The following is a 14,548-nucleotide window of genomic DNA, read 5'->3' as shown; positions in this document are numbered from 1 at the left end:
TTTTGATCTGAAATCAGACCGATTAGTCGATGTCGAAGGAAACGCCCTGTGCGAGCGGCAGAGCCTTCGAGTAGTTGATGGTGTTGGTTGCGCGGCGCATATAGCCCTTCCACGCATCTGAGCCCGATTCACGGCCGCCACCAGTTTCCTTTTCGCCGCCGAATGCGCCGCCGATTTCAGCACCGGAAGTACCGATATTGACGTTAGCAATACCGCAATCCGAACCTTCAACCGAAAGGAAGCGCTCTGCTTCCTGCAGGTTGAGCGTGAAGATCGACGAGGACAGGCCTGCGCCAACTTCGTTGTGGCTCGCCAGCACGTCGTCGAAGTCGGAATACTTCATGACGTAAAGGATCGGTGCGAAGGTTTCTTCGAGAACCGGACCCTGCTGCTTTGGCATTTCAACGATTGCGGGACGCACGTAGTAAGCATTTTCATGGCCAGCTTCGACGCGTTCGCCGCCCTGTACCTTACCGCCGTGAGCGGCTGCTTCCTTGAGTGCCTTCTGCATGTTGTCGAAAGCTACCTTGTCGATCAATGGACCAACCAGAGCTGTGGTTTCGAGCGGCGAACCAACGGTAACGCTGGCATATGCCTTCTGCAGACGTGGAACGAGAGCGTCGTAAACGCTTTCATGCACGAACAGACGACGGAGCGTGGTGCAACGCTGACCAGCGGTGCCCATTGCACCGAAAGCGATTGCGCGCAGTGCCATGTCGAGATCGGCTGATGGGCAGACGATACCGGCATTGTTGCCGCCGAGTTCGAGGATTGCACGCGCAAAACGCTTTGCAAGACGTGGACCAACTTCGCGGCCCATGCGGGTCGAACCGGTTGCCGAAAGAACAGGAACCTTCGGGCTGTCAACGAGAACTTCACCAACAGTACGGTCGCCGAGTACGACTTCAGCCAGACCTTCTGGAGCATCGCCAAAACGCTTGATGGCGCGCTTCAGGATCGCGTCACATGCAATAGCGGTGAGCAGGGTCTTTTCCGATGGCTTCCAGACAACCGAGTTACCGCAAACGATAGCGAGAGCGGAGTTCCATGCCCAGACAGCGACAGGGAAGTTGAAGGCCGAGATAACGCCAACAACGCCGAGCGGATGCCAGGTTTCCATCATGCGATGGCCGGCGCGCTCGGTTGCGATGGTGAGACCGTAGAGCTGACGCGACAGACCGACTGCGAAATCGCAGATGTCGATCATTTCCTGAACTTCGCCGAGGCCTTCCGAAGGAATCTTGCCAGCTTCGAGCGAAACGAGACGGCCGAGATCTTCCTTGGAAGCGCGGAGCTCTTCACCCAGAAGGCGGATCAGTTCGCCACGCTTTGGAGCTGGAACAGTGCGCCAAGCGCGGAAAGCTTCGTCAGCCTTGTCGATGATCTTGACGGCATCTTCTTTGCTGTGAGTCTTGATCGAAGCGATCTGTTCACCGGAGACCGGGCTGAAGCCAGCGAGGTCGCCCGACGTGTAAATGGCTGCGTCAACGCCAAGCTTTGAAAGCAGATCAGCGGCTTCTTTTTTCACGTCGAGTTTTTTAACAGCGGTGTTCATGTTTATCCTCTTAACCTGTCGGTTCACTAGAGCAGTTCAAATTAAACTGGGTATCTTAGATACTGCTCTAGTTGTTTATATTTACGCATTGTCCTACGCAAAACCGCTTCGCACTTTTGCTGGAAATGCTTTATTCTGCTGCTTCAAGACCGCTCAGGCGGGCCAGTACAGCTTCGATGGATTCGCGTTCGATACGAGCATAATGCTCGAATTCATTAAGAACTTTGGCGCCAAGGTCTTCCTCGAAACGCTTCTGGTTCGGGCTTTCCACAAAATCCTGCGCGTCGTCGTCGCCCAGATTGGACTGGAAGATACCAGCGGCACTGACCGGCAGGAAGTCTTCATAGATGATCGGATCGAACTGGACTGCGCCGCCTTCGATCAGAGTTTCAATATCGGTATCAGGCTTGAATGCTGCAAGACGTGCGGCATCCTTGACCGAATAGGCGAAATAGCCAAGCGCTTCTTCACGCACGCCTGCCCATGTGTCAGGGAAAGCGGCAAAGGTGTCGCTTAGTGCCTTCACATATTCAGCCGAGTTCGAACCATCTGGAGCAGGGCGTGCAACTGCGCGGGTGTCATTGAGCAGCTTGTCGTAAAGCGCGCGGCCCTTTGGTGTGAGAGCAACGCCACGCTGTTCGATTTCACCGAAACGGGCAGTGTGGGAGCCTGGGGTCCAGGTGCCGTCTGCGCTGACGAACGAAACTTCTTCTTCCAGTGCCTTGAACGAGGTCTGGCGCAGAAGGATCGGGCATTTGCGGGTTGGCGGACCTTCGACAACTGCCTTCGGGTTGATGCCGCGATCTGGCATCTGAACCTGCACGGCGTCGATGTCGAGCGTGCGTGGTGTCAGGTGGTTGATGTGCGGACCCTTGAAGGAAACAACGTCGGCGATCAGGCGATGCGCATCGTGGAGGCGATGGTAAAGCTCGGCGCTGACATTGGCATGATCGTGCCAGCGGAAAGTCTCTAACACTTCTGCAACGAAGACCTTCGCATCACCTTCATCAAGGCCACCATTGGCTTCTGCCTTTTCGACGAGAGCAATTGCGCCCGGCGTGAAGATTTGGCGCTTCGCGAGAACCTCTTCCGATTCTGCACGCAGCTTTTCGTCTGAAATCAGGTCAAGGCGTAGGAGCGACGTGAAAACACGGAATGGATTGTGCTTGAGTGCTGCATCGTCGATCGGGCGGAAGGCGGTGGAATGCACTGGCACGCCAGCAGCACTCAAATCGTAGTAACCAACCGGAAACATGCCCATGACCGCGAAAACGCGGCGCATCATCGACAGCTCAGCGGCAGTGCCCAAACGAATTGCACCGTGACGTTCTTCGGAAATGCGTTCAAGCGAATCTGTTTCCGTCAGACGCTCATGCAGATGCTTGTCGTCTGCGAGAACCTTTGCGTTCACATCGGAGACGAGTTCCATCAATGTGCCATAAGCAGGCACTTCTTCCTTATACATGGCCGACATGGCTGCCGAAAAGGCGGAGCGAATGGCGTCCGGTGAAACGAATTTCTGCGCGTTCATTGCAAGAGCTTCCGTAGAAGTTGGATCGTCTGCTTGGGAGGTATGTTAGAAAATAAAAAACATACCGCGATTATGATGAAAATGTATCATATCAGCCGTTTTGCCGTTATGATCGCGACGAACGCAACTATGTTAATGCGAGATTGGAATGAAGCTTAGCAGGAGACTGATCCCCGACATTGCCACGCTGCAAGCGTTTGAATGTGCGGCCCGACATGGCAGTTTCACGCAAGCCGCCAACGAACTTAACCTCACGCAGAGTGCTGTCAGCCGTCAGATCAAGGATCTCGAAAGCCAGCTCGGTGTATTGCTGTTTGAGCGCATCCGCCAGCGCATTCTTTTGTCTGATGCAGGGCGAAAATTCCTGCCGGAAGTGCGGCGTCTGCTTAACCAGACTGAGGACACGATGCTGCGCGCCATGGCGTCGGCACAGTCGACCTCTTCATTTAGCGTAGCAACGTTGCCGACATTCGGCACGCGTTGGCTGATGCCGCGCATTCCGGATTTCGTAGAAAAACATCCCGGCATTGCAATTAACGTGGCTTCGCGTTCCGGCGTTTTTGATTTTGAGGAGCAGCCATTCGATCTCGCTATTCACTATGGACAGCCGGTCTGGGCGCATGCGACCTGCACCTTCCTGTGTTCAGAAGTGATTGTGCCTGTTGCAAGCCCAAGTCTTCTCAAAGCGCGCCATCCGGCAACCCCGGAAGAACTGGAAAATGAACCGCTGCTGCATCTCGCGACACGTCCTAAAATGTGGGCGCAATGGTTTGAAAGCTGTGGTGTTGAAGGCAAGTCCGCTTATCGTGGCCACCGTTTCGACCAGTTTTCGATGGTGATCGGGGCGGCACTTGCAGGCCTTGGCTTCGCACTGTTGCCGCTTTATCTGATTGAACAGGAATTGCGCAACGGCGAACTGGTCATGCTTTTCGAGCAGCCGATGCGGACCGAGAATGACTATTATCTGGTGGTTCCGGAAGGCAAACTTGAGAACCCGCTGACGCAGGTCTTCTGTCAGTGGATTGCAGGGCAGGTGGGGAACGTTGTTCTTTAGTCTAGGTCATTCCGAATGGGAATGAATTGTTGCATAAATATTGCTGTCATTGAGGCTTCCGGCGCGTGAAATAGTTTTGGCGGTAAAAGCCGTCTGTTTTTCATTATATAAAATGGTTGCCGTTCATGCTCAACGATCCGCGCTCTCATGGCCTTTGGGAAAAGACCGCTCCAGCTGCACCGAAGACCACCGCGCTTAAAGGCGATCTCACTGCTGATGTGGTGATTGTGGGTGGCGGATTTACCGGACTTTCTACCGCATTGCATCTTGCGGAAAAGGGCACGAAAGCAATTGTGCTGGAAGGGATCGAAATCGGATATGGCGGTTCGGGTCGCAATGTCGGTCTCGTCAATGCGGGCATGTGGGTCATGCCCGACGATCTGCCGGGTGTGTTGGGCCAGAAGCACGGCGACCGTTTGCTCGACGTTCTTGGTAATGCACCGAAGCTGGTTTTTGAAATCATCGAAAAACACAAGATCGCCTGTGAAGTCGAGAAGCAGGGCACGCTTCATTGCGCTGTTGGCAAGAAGGGCCTGAAGGAACTTGAAGACCGCCATGAGCAATGGGCGCGTCGTGGCGCCAATGTGAAGCTGCTTGATGCGAAAGAAACCGAAGCCAAGGTTGGCACCAAGGCTTATGCCGGATCACTGCTCGATCTGCGTGCCGGGACAATTCAGCCGCTCGCCTATGTGCGCGGGCTTGCCCATGCAGCGGTTGCTGCAGGTGCGCAAATTTTTACGGCAAGCCCTGTAACGGGTGCCAGCGAGCAGAACGGTAAATGGGTGGTGAAGACCGCTGCCGGTACTGTGACAGCTGACTGGGTTGTGGTTGCAACCAACGCCTATACCAATGTGCCTTGGGCAGAGGTGCGCGCTGAGCTGGTGCATCTGCCGTATTTCAATATGGCCACCAAGCCTCTATCGGACAACATCAAGCGCTCGATTCTGCCGGAACGTCAGGGGGCATGGGATACGAAGGAAGTTCTCTCTTCTTTCCGTTTCGATCAGCAGGGCCGTCTTGTGTTTGGCAGCGTCGGTGCACTGCGCAATACCGGTGCTGCCGTGCACAAGGCATGGGCGAAGAAATCGTTGAAACGTCTGTTCCCGCAGATTGGCGAAGTTGAGTTTGAAGCAGAATGGTATGGCAAAATCGGCATGACCAACGACAGCTTGCCGAAATTCCATCGCCTTGCCCGCAATGTGGTTGGGTTCTCCGGTTATAATGGCCGAGGTATTGCACCCGGTACGGTATTCGGGCGTTTGTTGGCACAACTCGTTTCAGGTGCGATTTCTGAAGATGATCTGCCGTTGCCTGTCACTGATCCAAAGGAGCAGAATTTCCGCAGCCTGCGAGAAGCCTATTATGAGACTGGTGCGCAGGTTGCGCATATCGCCGAGATTGTTATCTGATCTGCTGGTCTTTTTACCGGGAATGCGTTTGCGGTTGTCATAAAACCGCATTGCAATTCCTCTAATGCCATCCGCATCTTCTCCATGCTGGGAGATACGGGTGGCTGTTCGGCAAATCATTCACTGCCTTACAAGCCTTCCGATGGATATGATTCCGCCGGGAGGCTTTTGCTTTTCCGGGTTCACGTTGCAGGATATTTGACAGGTGCACCATGAATGGAAATGATCGTGCCTATCGCCATGGCAGTATCTGCGCGCTATCACTTCGCACGCGTCAGGATTGTACCGGCATCGCTGGTCATGCTGGCGAACATTATACAGAAATTCGAGGAGCGAATCCCATGAACAAGATGATGAAGCGGGCTGCTGTCGTACCTGCGCTTCTTGCTCTTTCCATCGCCGTGGCGCAGGCCGATACGCTGACGCTTTATACCTCGCAGCCGGAAGCGGATGCGACCAAGACCGTTGAAGCTTTCCGCAAGGCTAATCCAGACACCGATGTGCAGATTTTCCGCTCTGGCACGAGCGAACTCCTCACCAAGCTTGCCGCTGAGTTTTCGGCTGGCGCACCGCAGCCTGACGTTCTGCTGATCGCTGATGCGGTGACGATGGAAGGTCTGAAGAAGGACAAGCGTCTGCTTAGCTATCCGGAAGCCAAGGTTGATGGTTTTTCTGCCGATAGCTATGACGCCGACAAGGCCTATTTCGGCTCCAAGCTGATCACCACCGGCATTGCCTACAACACGGGTGCTGCACAGAAGCCAGAACATTGGGCCGATCTCACGAAAGCCGACTACAAAGGCCAGGTCGTCATGCCAAGCCCGCTTTATTCGGGCGCTGCGGCCTATCTCCTGAGCGGTTTTGCGCTCGATAAGGATCTCGGCTGGGATTATTTCAAGAACCTCAAGACCAATGAACTTGCAAGCGTCAAGGGCAATGGCGCCGTGCTGAAGTCGGTTGCGAGTGGTGAAAAGCCATATGGCATCCTCGTTGACTTCATGGCGCTGAACGCCAAGGCCAAGGGCTCGCCGATCGAGTTCGTCTTCCCATCGGAAGGCGTGCCTGCCGTGACTGAACCGGTTGCGATCATGGCAACTGCAAAAAACGTCGATGGTGCCAAGAAGTTCGTTGATTTCATCCTGTCGGATGATGGCCAGAAGCTGGCACTTGAGCAGGGCTATCTGCCTGCCAAGGAAGGCGTTGGTCGCCCGGCATGGCTGCCGGAAGGCACCAAGATTAACATCATGTCGATTGATACTCAGAAGGTTCTGGGTCAGACGGATGCCGACAAGAAGCAGTTCTCCGAGCTGTTCGGCGGATAAGGCATTTTAATGCGCATGTTTCGAGATCTTCAGGGCCGTGATGCGGCCCTGATTATTGGTGTAACGCTTATTGTTGCAGTGCTGTCGCTTCTGCCAATGGGCAGGCTGCTGGTCGAACTGGTCGCGCCGCAGGGACAGCTTTCGACATCCGTTCTTACTGAAACGCTGAGCAGCCGTTCGACATGGGTTGCCACATGGCATTCGCTGCAGATCGGTATTGGCGGCACGTTGCTGGCGCTGGTCTTTGGCATCGTTGCGGCGTTGCTTGTTGGCCTCACAGATATGCGCGGGCGCAATGTCTTTGTGCTATTTTATGTGACTCCGCTCTTGATCGCCCCGCAGGTAACAGCGCTGGCGTGGCTCCAACTCTTCGGGCCTTCCAGCCAGTTCCTCAAGATCATCGGCATGGCGCCGCCGCTTGGCAGCCGCAATCCGCTCTATTCTGTCTGGGGCATTATTTTTCTGCTTGGCGTGCAATATGGACCGCTGGTCTTTCTGATCGTGCGGGCAGGCCTGCGCAAACTCCCACGCGAACTAGTGGAAGCGGGTCTGAGTGCCGGTGCCAGCAAATGGACCGTTCTGCGCACCATCATCCTGCCGTTGATGACGCCGTCGATCATCGGCGCTGCCGCTCTGGCCTTCGTCTCCTGCGTCGGCAATTTCGGCATCCCAGCCTTCTTGGGAATTCCGTCCAATTATCTGGTTCTGCCGACGCTGATTTATCAGCGTCTTGCAGGCGGTGGGCCAGCGGTGCTCTCCAGCGTCGCCGTGCTTTCTGTGCTGATCGGTCTGATTGCCATGGCGGGTATCGCAGCGCAGGAATATGCCTCGCGCCGTCGTGATTTCCGCATTGTGTCAACGTCGCTTCCAGCTGCACCTTTCGTGCTTGGCGTATGGCGTGTGTGGGCGGAGCTGGCTGCATGGCTGTTGATCGTGATCGTGCTGTTTCTGCCGCTGATCGGCTTGACACTTTCAGCGCTGGTTCCGGCCTATGGCGTGCCGCTGACGTTTGCGACGGCAACTGCCGAGAATTTCCGTTTCGTGCTGCTTGAACATGCTGGTGCTGCACGTGCTTTCCGCAACAGTGCGGTTCTGTCGCTGGCGGCAGCATTCTTTGCGGTGCTGATAGCAGTTCCGCTTGCCTATATGCTGGCATGGCGTAAACGGCGCTGGACGCCGATCCTCAACTTTGCAGCCGAGATGCCCTATGCTTTGCCGGGTGTCGTGCTGGCCATCGCCTGTCTGCTTATGTTCTTGAAGCCGCTGCCAGTGGTCGGTGTCAGCCTCTATAATACACTCTGGATCATCCTGTTTGCCTATCTCGCACGCTTCTTCGTGTTGGCGCTGCGGCCAACGGTTGCTGGCCTCCACCAGATTGACCGTGCGCTGGAAGAAGCGGCCCGTGTTGCAGGCGCTGGTCTTTTCTATCGCCTCAGGACCATTATATTTCCTCTTGTCGCACCAGCGACGCTTGCAGGCGGCGTGCTCATTTTCATGACCGCATTCTGTGAGCTGACGGTTTCCGCGCTTCTCTGGGCGTCGGGATCTGAAACGCTGGGCGTGGTGATGTTTTCTTTTGAACAGGCGGGCGATTCCGCCTATGCGGCTGCCATATCCATTCTGGCCGTTGCGGTGACATTCATGCTGATGCTTGCAACAAATCTGTTTGCGCGGCGTCTTCCAAACGGAGTGCTGCCATGGCGCGACTGAAAATCGCTTCTGTTTCCAAGGCCTTCAACGAGTTTCAGGCTCTGTCTGAAGTGTCGCTTGATGTGAAGGATGGCGAGTTTGTTGCTATTCTCGGACCATCCGGCTGCGGCAAGACCACGCTTCTGCGGATGATTGCAGGTTTTGAAGACGTCGATGGCGGCGAAATCCATATTGGTGACAGCCGCGTTTCCCATGTTGATGGCAGTGTGCCGCCGGAGAAGCGGCAGGTCGGTATCGTCTTCCAGAACTATGCGCTCTGGCCGCATATGACGGTCGCCGAGAATGTCGGCTATAGTCTGCGGGTGGCGAAGGTTGCCAAAGCCGAGCGCGAGCGCCGCGTTAGGCAAGCACTTGCGCTGGTCGATCTTGACGGTTTCGGTGATCGCCGCCCGGCCAATCTTTCGGGCGGTCAGCGGCAGCGTGTGGCACTGGCCCGCTGTCTGGTGGCGGCCCCTTCGCTGGTATTGTTTGATGAACCGCTGGCCAATCTCGACGTGCATTTGCGTGCTTCGATGGAAAACGAGTTTGCTGCTTTCCACAAGCGCACCGGTACGACGATTATCTACATCACGCATGATCAGGCTGAGGCCATGGCGCTTGCCGACCGGATTGCGGTTCTCGACCATGGCAAGCTTCAGCAGTTCGATACGCCGCGCAAGCTTTACGAGGAACCGGCCAGCGAAATGGTCGCGTCCTTCATCGCGCATGGCATGGTTCTGCCTGCTGAGGTCGTGTCCTTTGCGCAAGCGGGACAGTGCGAGGCGCTGGTGCTGGGAAGCCGTGCGCAGGTGCGTTGTTCCGGCATTGAAATGCCGCGTGCCAATGCGCAGTTATGCGTTCGTTCAGAAGACTTGCAACTGGTGGAGACCGGCGGCATCCCTGTGCGCGTCAAGCGTTCGGTTTATCGGGGTGGCGGTTCGCGCATCGAGGCACATCCGCTCACCAAGCCGGATATTCACCTGCATTTTGAAGTGCGCGATCCGGTAAGACTGGAAGAAGGCGACGAGGTTCGCATCGCCATTCGCGGTGGCTGGATTATTCCCACCGATGAAATGCCGGTGAGAAAAGTCTCAACCGGCTTTCCAATCGGCAACAAGATTTAGCTTATTTTTTCTTCATCGCTTCCAAAAGTGCTGCACCGAAACCGCCGGTTGACGGCTGTTCCTGTTTGCGCGCAGCGAAGTTTTGCTTCTGTGCAGGTTTCGTGTCGCGCTGCGCATTGTTGCGCGGGGCAGGGGCTTCGCCGCCGTCCTTTCTCATCGTCAGGCCGATGCGCTTGCGTGGCACATCCACTTCCGTCACGCGCACCTTCACCACATCGCCAGCCTTGACCACCTCATGCGGGTCTTTGACAAATTTATCCGCAAGCTGGGAGACATGGACAAGTCCGTCCTGATGCACGCCGATATCGACAAAGGCACCAAAGGCCGCAACATTTGTGACGGTGCCTTCAAGCATCATGCCGGGTTTCAGGTCCTTGATGTCATCGATGCCATCGGCAAAGGTCGCGGTCTTGAATTCAGGGCGTGGATCGCGGCCCGGCTTGTCGAGCTCGGCGATGATGTCACGCACGGTTGGCAGACCAAACCGCTCATCGACAAAGACGCGCGGATCGAGGCTTTTAAGTGCTGCGCTATCACCCATGAGGCTGCGCACATCGCGGCCGCAGGCGGAAACGATCTTTTTGGCAACGCCATAGGCTTCCGGGTGAACGGAGGACGCATCAAGCGGCTCGGTGCCGTTGGCGATACGCAGGAAGCCTGCGCATTGCTCAAAGGCGCGGTTGCCAAGGCGTGCGACTTTCAGCAGTTCCTTGCGGTTCTTGAAAGCCCCGGCTGCATCACGATGCGCGACGATTGCTTCGGCAAGAGACTTTCCAAGACCCGATACGCGCGCGAGCAGTGGCGCGGATGCCATGTTGAGATCAACGCCGACAGCGTTCACCGCATCTTCGACCATCGCATCGAGCGAACGTGCCAGACGCGATTGATCGACGTCATGCTGATACTGGCCAACACCGATGGATTTCGGTTCGATCTTGACGAGTTCCGCCAGTGGGTCCTGCAAACGGCGGGCGATGGAAACGGCACCGCGCAGCGAAACGTCGAGTTGCGGGAATTCGGCGGCTGCGGCTTCGGATGCCGAATAGACCGACGCACCTGCTTCCGACACGATGACTTTGAGCGGTTTTGGTGCTGGAAGCTCGTTGAGCATATCCACGACAAGACGTTCGGTTTCGCGGCTGCCTGTGCCGTTGCCAATCGCAATCAGTTCGATCTTGTGTTTGCGGATCAGGCTTGCAAGCTCCGCCTGGGTGCCGCGCACATCGTTCTTCGGCGGAAACGGATAGACCGTCGTTGTGTCGAGCAGTTTGCCAGTGTCATCGACGATTGCGACCTTAACGCCGGTGCGGATGCCCGGATCAAGGCCCATGGTGGCACGCGAACCGGCAGGCGCGGCCAACAGCAGGTCTTTGAGGTTGCGGGCGAAGACGTTGATGGCTTCTTCCTCGGCGCGTTCACGCAGGTCGCGCATGAGGTCGAGTGACAAGGAGAGCGAGAGTTTGACGCGCCATGTCCAGCTTGCAACTTCCATTAGCCAGCGATCGCCGGGCAGGGTTGCGCCGATATTATAGGCGGCGGCGATCTTGCGTTCGACCGGCTTTACCGGCGAGGTGTCGTCGGCGTCGATTTCAATGTCGAGCGACAGAAAATCCTCGTTGCGACCGCGCAGCATGGCCAGAGCCCGGTGGCCTGCAACATTTGCCCAGCGTTCGAAATGGTCGAAATAATCCGAGAATTTTGCGCCTGCGTCCTGTTTACCATCGACAACGCGGGAGCGGAGAACAGCACGTTCCTTGAGATAGTTGCGCAGATTGCCGATCAGTTCGGCATTTTCCGCAAAGCCTTCTGCGATGATGTCGCGCGCACCATCCAGTGCTGCCTTCACATCGGCAACTTCACCGGTGACATATTGCGCAGCAATCTCGGTGGGGACCAGCCTGCGGTCGGTCAGAATGGCTTCGGCAAGCGGTCCAAGGCCGCGTTCGCGGGCGATTTCCGCCTTGGTGCGGCGCTTGGGCTTATAGGGAAGATAGAGGTCTTCAAGCTCGGCCTTGGTCTGAACGCCTGCGATTTTCAGTTCGAGTTCTGGTGTGAGCTTTTCCTGTCCGCGGATCGATTCCAGAATGGACGAGCGCCGCGCCTCAAGTTCACGCAAGTAGGCGAGGCGCTCTGAAAGCTGGCGCAGCTGCGTATCATCAAGGCCGCCGGTGACTTCCTTGCGGTAACGGGCGACGAATGGCACGGTTGAGCCTTCGTCCAGCAAACCAATGGCGGCGATTGCCTGTTCTGGCTTTGCATTGATCTCAGCGGCTATAATCCCGGCAATGCGCTTAATATCGTTGGCCATATTCATTCCAATCTCAAATCTTTACGGCGAACATAGTCGGATGCCCGTTTGACGCAATCAAGGCCGTTGTAATGTTCCACAGGAAAGGCGTTGATTGGAGCGGTTCCAGCTAGGATTGAATTGTTGGAACCGCTCTAATTATCTGCTTACGCATTATCCAACATCCAACGCAAAACCGCTTCGCATTTTTGTTGGAAATGCTTTTTACCTGCTCACGCGCATGTGAACGGCGTCCCTCTGTTCAAATCGAATACAAACGATACTTATATCGTGAAATGACGATATGAATGAAGATCAGCGAGGTGAACGTGATGTCGGACATTCAAACCATAGTCTCAACTATGCCTTTGGACGAAACCCTCAAGGCGCTCGCTCATCCTGTTCGTCTCGACATTTTGAGCTGGCTCAAGGAACCGGAGAACCATTTTTCCGATCAGCACATGCCTCTGGAGATGGGTGTGTGCGCGGGCCAGTTCGAACGGTGTGGCCTCTCCCAGTCCACCGTTTCTGCCCATTTGTCCGTGCTGACGAAGGCGGGGCTGATTACGCCCCATCGTGTTGGCCAGTGGACTTTCTACAAGCGCAATGAGGAGGTGATTGCCGCCTTGCTCAAATCGCTGTCCGATCTTTGACCTCCCTTAAATCGATCCCTCCCATTTGCCCAATCTTTCCAACTTGAAGGAATGCATCCATGGCTACATTGTTTGATCCAGTTACAATCGGCGATCTGAAGCTTGCCAATCGTATTGTTATGGCACCCTTGACGCGCAATCGCTCACCGCGCGCCGTGCCAAACGATCTCAACGTCACCTATTACGAACAGCGCGCCAGTGCCGGTCTTATCATCACCGAGGCAACGCCGATCAGCCATCAGGGACAGGGCTACGCCGATGTACCGGGCCTTTATTCTGATGAGCAGCTTGCCGGTTGGAAGCGCGTGACGGATGCTGTTCATGGCGCAGGTGGCAAGATCGTCGTGCAAATGTGGCATGTGGGCCGTATTTCGCATGACAGCCTGCAACCAAATGGCGGCAAGCCGGTTGCACCTTCGGCCATTACGGCCAAGTCGAAGACCTATCTCGTGCATCCCGATGGCACCGGCGAATTTGCACCAACCTCAGAGCCACGCGCGCTTGAAAAGAGCGAGCTTCCAGAAATCGTTGCGACCTATGCCAAGGCTGCAAAGGATGCGATTGAAGTGGCTGGTTTTGACGGCATCGAAATCCATGCGGCAAACGGCTATTTGATCGATCAGTTCCTGCGTTCGGACAGCAATCACCGCACCGATGAATATGGCGGCTCCATTGAAAACCGCGCCCGCTTTCTGTCTGAAGTGGTTGATGCGATTACCAAGTCGGTTGCGCCGGGCAAGGTCGGCATTCGTCTTTCGCCAGTAACGCCTGCCAATGACGTGTCGGATTCCGATCCGCAGCCGCTGTTCGACTATGTGGTCGAAAAGCTCGCCGCTTACGGTCTTGCATATGTTCATATCATTGAAGGTGCGACCGGTGGTCCACGTGACTTCCAGCAGGGCCCGCAGCCATTCGACTATGCGCGTCTCAAGCAGGTTTATCGCGATGCTGGTGGCGAAGCTGCCTGGATGGTTAACAATGGCTATGATCGCGAACTGGCTGAACAGGAAATCGAAAGCGGCCGCGCTGATGTGGTTGCCTTTGGCAAGCCGTTCATCTCCAACCCTGACCTTGTCCGTCGTTTGAAGGACAATTCACCGCTCAACGAGCTGGATCAGCAGCATATGTATGGCGGTGGCGCCAAGGGTTATACGGATTATCCGATCCTCGCCTAATAGAAGTGAAAAAAGCCGCCATGCCGGTCTGCAAATGGCAATTTGTCTGCGTTCCGATGCTCATGTACCCAAAAGTACACTCCGCTTCGGTACTCGAAAATCACCATTTTCGCCACGGCCTGCCGCTTTTTAATTCAGACACTTACTCATAAAATAAAAAGTCCGGCCTTGAGCCGGGCTTTTTTATTACAGACGCGCGCGCGTTGAGCGCGGTGTTGCCAACAGTAGATTGGTTTCGCTGGCCTTGATCCCCGGCACCAGTCGGATGCGGCGCAATACGGCATCGAAATCGGTCAGTGTTGCAGCACCCAGTTCCACCACCAGATCGAAACGACCATTGGTGGTGTGGATGGCTGAAATTTCGGAGAAGCCGCCGAGTGCCTTGACCACACGATCAGCAACATGGCCTTCGATTTCGATCATCATGATACCGCGCACCGGCAGATCAACCGCATCGGACCGCAGGATCACTGTGTAGCCAATGATGTCACCGGACTGTTCCAACCGTTCCATGCGCGAGCGAACAGTCGCACGCGAGACGCCGAGATCGATTGCCACATCCGAAATGCTGCGCCGTCCGTTGTGACGTAAAAGCGTGATGAGCTTTTCATCCAGATCGTCCATGTTTTCTCCATTTTGAAAAGCCAATCCGACATTCTGATAAACCAAACCGTTAAAATTGCCAATCCGGTTGCTTCACATCGCCAAGCGTAAATGGTCAATTTAGGGCAATAATTTCTCTGGAGTAG

General features: G+C 55.5%; 11 protein-coding genes. 7 read left to right on the top strand and 4 right to left on the bottom strand.

Annotated features, from left to right (window positions below; all coding sequences use genetic code 11):
• Window positions 1–22 precede the first annotated feature (22 nt).
• Together amaB and hglS are read right to left on the bottom strand one after the other, a co-directional pair.
• Window positions 23–1,555 (bottom strand): L-piperidine-6-carboxylate dehydrogenase, encoded by a 1,533-nt coding sequence (gene amaB, locus CEV33_RS08910; RefSeq protein WP_094540137.1) that lies wholly within the window; start codon window positions 1,553–1,555, stop codon window positions 23–25.
• A gap of 130 nt (window positions 1,556–1,685) precedes the next feature.
• On the bottom strand, window positions 1,686–3,086 hold the full coding sequence (gene hglS / locus CEV33_RS08905) for a 2-oxoadipate dioxygenase/decarboxylase HglS (protein WP_094540136.1): 1,401 nt from the start codon (window positions 3,084–3,086) through the stop codon (window positions 1,686–1,688).
• A 148-nt stretch (window positions 3,087–3,234) separates the two neighbouring features.
• On the opposite strand from hglS, the gene CEV33_RS08900 reads away from it, so the two are divergent.
• The 5 genes from CEV33_RS08900 (at window position 3,235) to CEV33_RS08880 (ending at window position 9,684) form a co-directional block, all read left to right on the top strand.
• The gene (locus tag CEV33_RS08900; protein ID WP_007876178.1) at window positions 3,235–4,140 is read left to right on the top strand and encodes a LysR family transcriptional regulator; all 906 of its coding nucleotides are present in this window, start codon (window positions 3,235–3,237) and stop codon (window positions 4,138–4,140) included.
• A 125-nt stretch (window positions 4,141–4,265) separates the two neighbouring features.
• Entirely contained in the window at window positions 4,266–5,549 is a 1,284-nt protein-coding gene (locus tag CEV33_RS08895; RefSeq protein WP_094540279.1) for an NAD(P)/FAD-dependent oxidoreductase, read from the top strand.
• 341 nt (window positions 5,550–5,890) lie between these two features.
• Window positions 5,891–6,871, top strand: coding sequence for an ABC transporter substrate-binding protein (locus CEV33_RS08890; RefSeq protein ID WP_094540278.1), 981 nt, complete (start codon window positions 5,891–5,893; stop codon window positions 6,869–6,871).
• 9 nt (window positions 6,872–6,880) lie between these two features.
• Window positions 6,881–8,581: an ABC transporter permease gene (locus CEV33_RS08885; RefSeq protein WP_094540135.1), complete on the top strand. Its 1,701-nt coding sequence runs from the start codon at window positions 6,881–6,883 to the stop codon at window positions 8,579–8,581.
• Window positions 8,569–9,684: an ABC transporter ATP-binding protein gene (locus CEV33_RS08880; protein WP_094540134.1), complete on the top strand. Its 1,116-nt coding sequence runs from the start codon at window positions 8,569–8,571 to the stop codon at window positions 9,682–9,684. The genes CEV33_RS08885 and CEV33_RS08880 overlap by 13 nt, the downstream gene beginning before the upstream one ends.
• 1 nt (window position 9,685) lies before the next feature.
• Here the strand turns inward: CEV33_RS08880 and CEV33_RS08875 are convergent, their stop codons facing one another.
• On the bottom strand, window positions 9,686–11,992 hold the full coding sequence (locus tag CEV33_RS08875; RefSeq protein WP_094540277.1) for a Tex family protein: 2,307 nt from the start codon (window positions 11,990–11,992) through the stop codon (window positions 9,686–9,688).
• Between the two features lie 311 nt (window positions 11,993–12,303).
• Here CEV33_RS08875 and CEV33_RS08870 point away from each other — a divergent pair, with 311 nt between their 5' ends.
• On the top strand, window positions 12,304–12,624 hold the full coding sequence (locus tag CEV33_RS08870) for an ArsR/SmtB family transcription factor (RefSeq protein ID WP_094540276.1): 321 nt from the start codon (window positions 12,304–12,306) through the stop codon (window positions 12,622–12,624).
• Window positions 12,625–12,683: 59 nt separating this feature from the next.
• Window positions 12,684–13,799 (top strand): alkene reductase, encoded by a 1,116-nt coding sequence (locus CEV33_RS08865; protein WP_094540133.1) that lies wholly within the window; start codon window positions 12,684–12,686, stop codon window positions 13,797–13,799.
• 186 nt (window positions 13,800–13,985) lie between these two features.
• Here CEV33_RS08865 and CEV33_RS08860 read toward each other — a convergent pair whose 3' ends face one another.
• Window positions 13,986–14,423: an Lrp/AsnC family transcriptional regulator gene (locus CEV33_RS08860; RefSeq protein ID WP_007876167.1), complete on the bottom strand. Its 438-nt coding sequence runs from the start codon at window positions 14,421–14,423 to the stop codon at window positions 13,986–13,988.
• Between the last annotated feature and the right edge of the window lie 125 nt (window positions 14,424–14,548).

It is taken from the genome of Brucella grignonensis (assembly GCF_002252505.1).
GTDB lineage: Bacteria > Pseudomonadota > Alphaproteobacteria > Rhizobiales > Rhizobiaceae > Brucella > Brucella grignonensis.
The sequence above is the reverse complement of the archived record's forward strand: the minus strand, read 5'-3'. Positions and strand labels throughout refer to the sequence as shown.

What these genes read in the sequence shown, in the direction of transcription:
- CEV33_RS08885 (WP_094540135.1), top strand. Translation starts at nt 6,881, where the DNA reads ATGCGCATGTTTCGAGATCTTCAGGGCCGTGATGCGGCCCTGATTATT.
- hglS (WP_094540136.1), bottom strand. Translation starts at nt 3,086, where the DNA reads ATGAACGCGCAGAAATTCGTTTCACCGGACGCCATTCGCTCCGCCTTT.
- amaB (WP_094540137.1), bottom strand. Translation starts at nt 1,555, where the DNA reads ATGAACACCGCTGTTAAAAAACTCGACGTGAAAAAAGAAGCCGCTGAT.
- CEV33_RS08875 (WP_094540277.1), bottom strand. Translation starts at nt 11,992, where the DNA reads ATGGCCAACGATATTAAGCGCATTGCCGGGATTATAGCCGCTGAGATC.
- CEV33_RS08865 (WP_094540133.1), top strand. Translation starts at nt 12,684, where the DNA reads ATGGCTACATTGTTTGATCCAGTTACAATCGGCGATCTGAAGCTTGCC.
- CEV33_RS08900 (WP_007876178.1), top strand. Translation starts at nt 3,235, where the DNA reads ATGAAGCTTAGCAGGAGACTGATCCCCGACATTGCCACGCTGCAAGCG.
- CEV33_RS08890 (WP_094540278.1), top strand. Translation starts at nt 5,891, where the DNA reads ATGAACAAGATGATGAAGCGGGCTGCTGTCGTACCTGCGCTTCTTGCT.
- CEV33_RS08895 (WP_094540279.1), top strand. Translation starts at nt 4,266, where the DNA reads ATGCTCAACGATCCGCGCTCTCATGGCCTTTGGGAAAAGACCGCTCCA.
- CEV33_RS08860 (WP_007876167.1), bottom strand. Translation starts at nt 14,423, where the DNA reads ATGGACGATCTGGATGAAAAGCTCATCACGCTTTTACGTCACAACGGA.
- CEV33_RS08870 (WP_094540276.1), top strand. Translation starts at nt 12,304, where the DNA reads ATGTCGGACATTCAAACCATAGTCTCAACTATGCCTTTGGACGAAACC.
- CEV33_RS08880 (WP_094540134.1), top strand. Translation starts at nt 8,569, where the DNA reads ATGGCGCGACTGAAAATCGCTTCTGTTTCCAAGGCCTTCAACGAGTTT.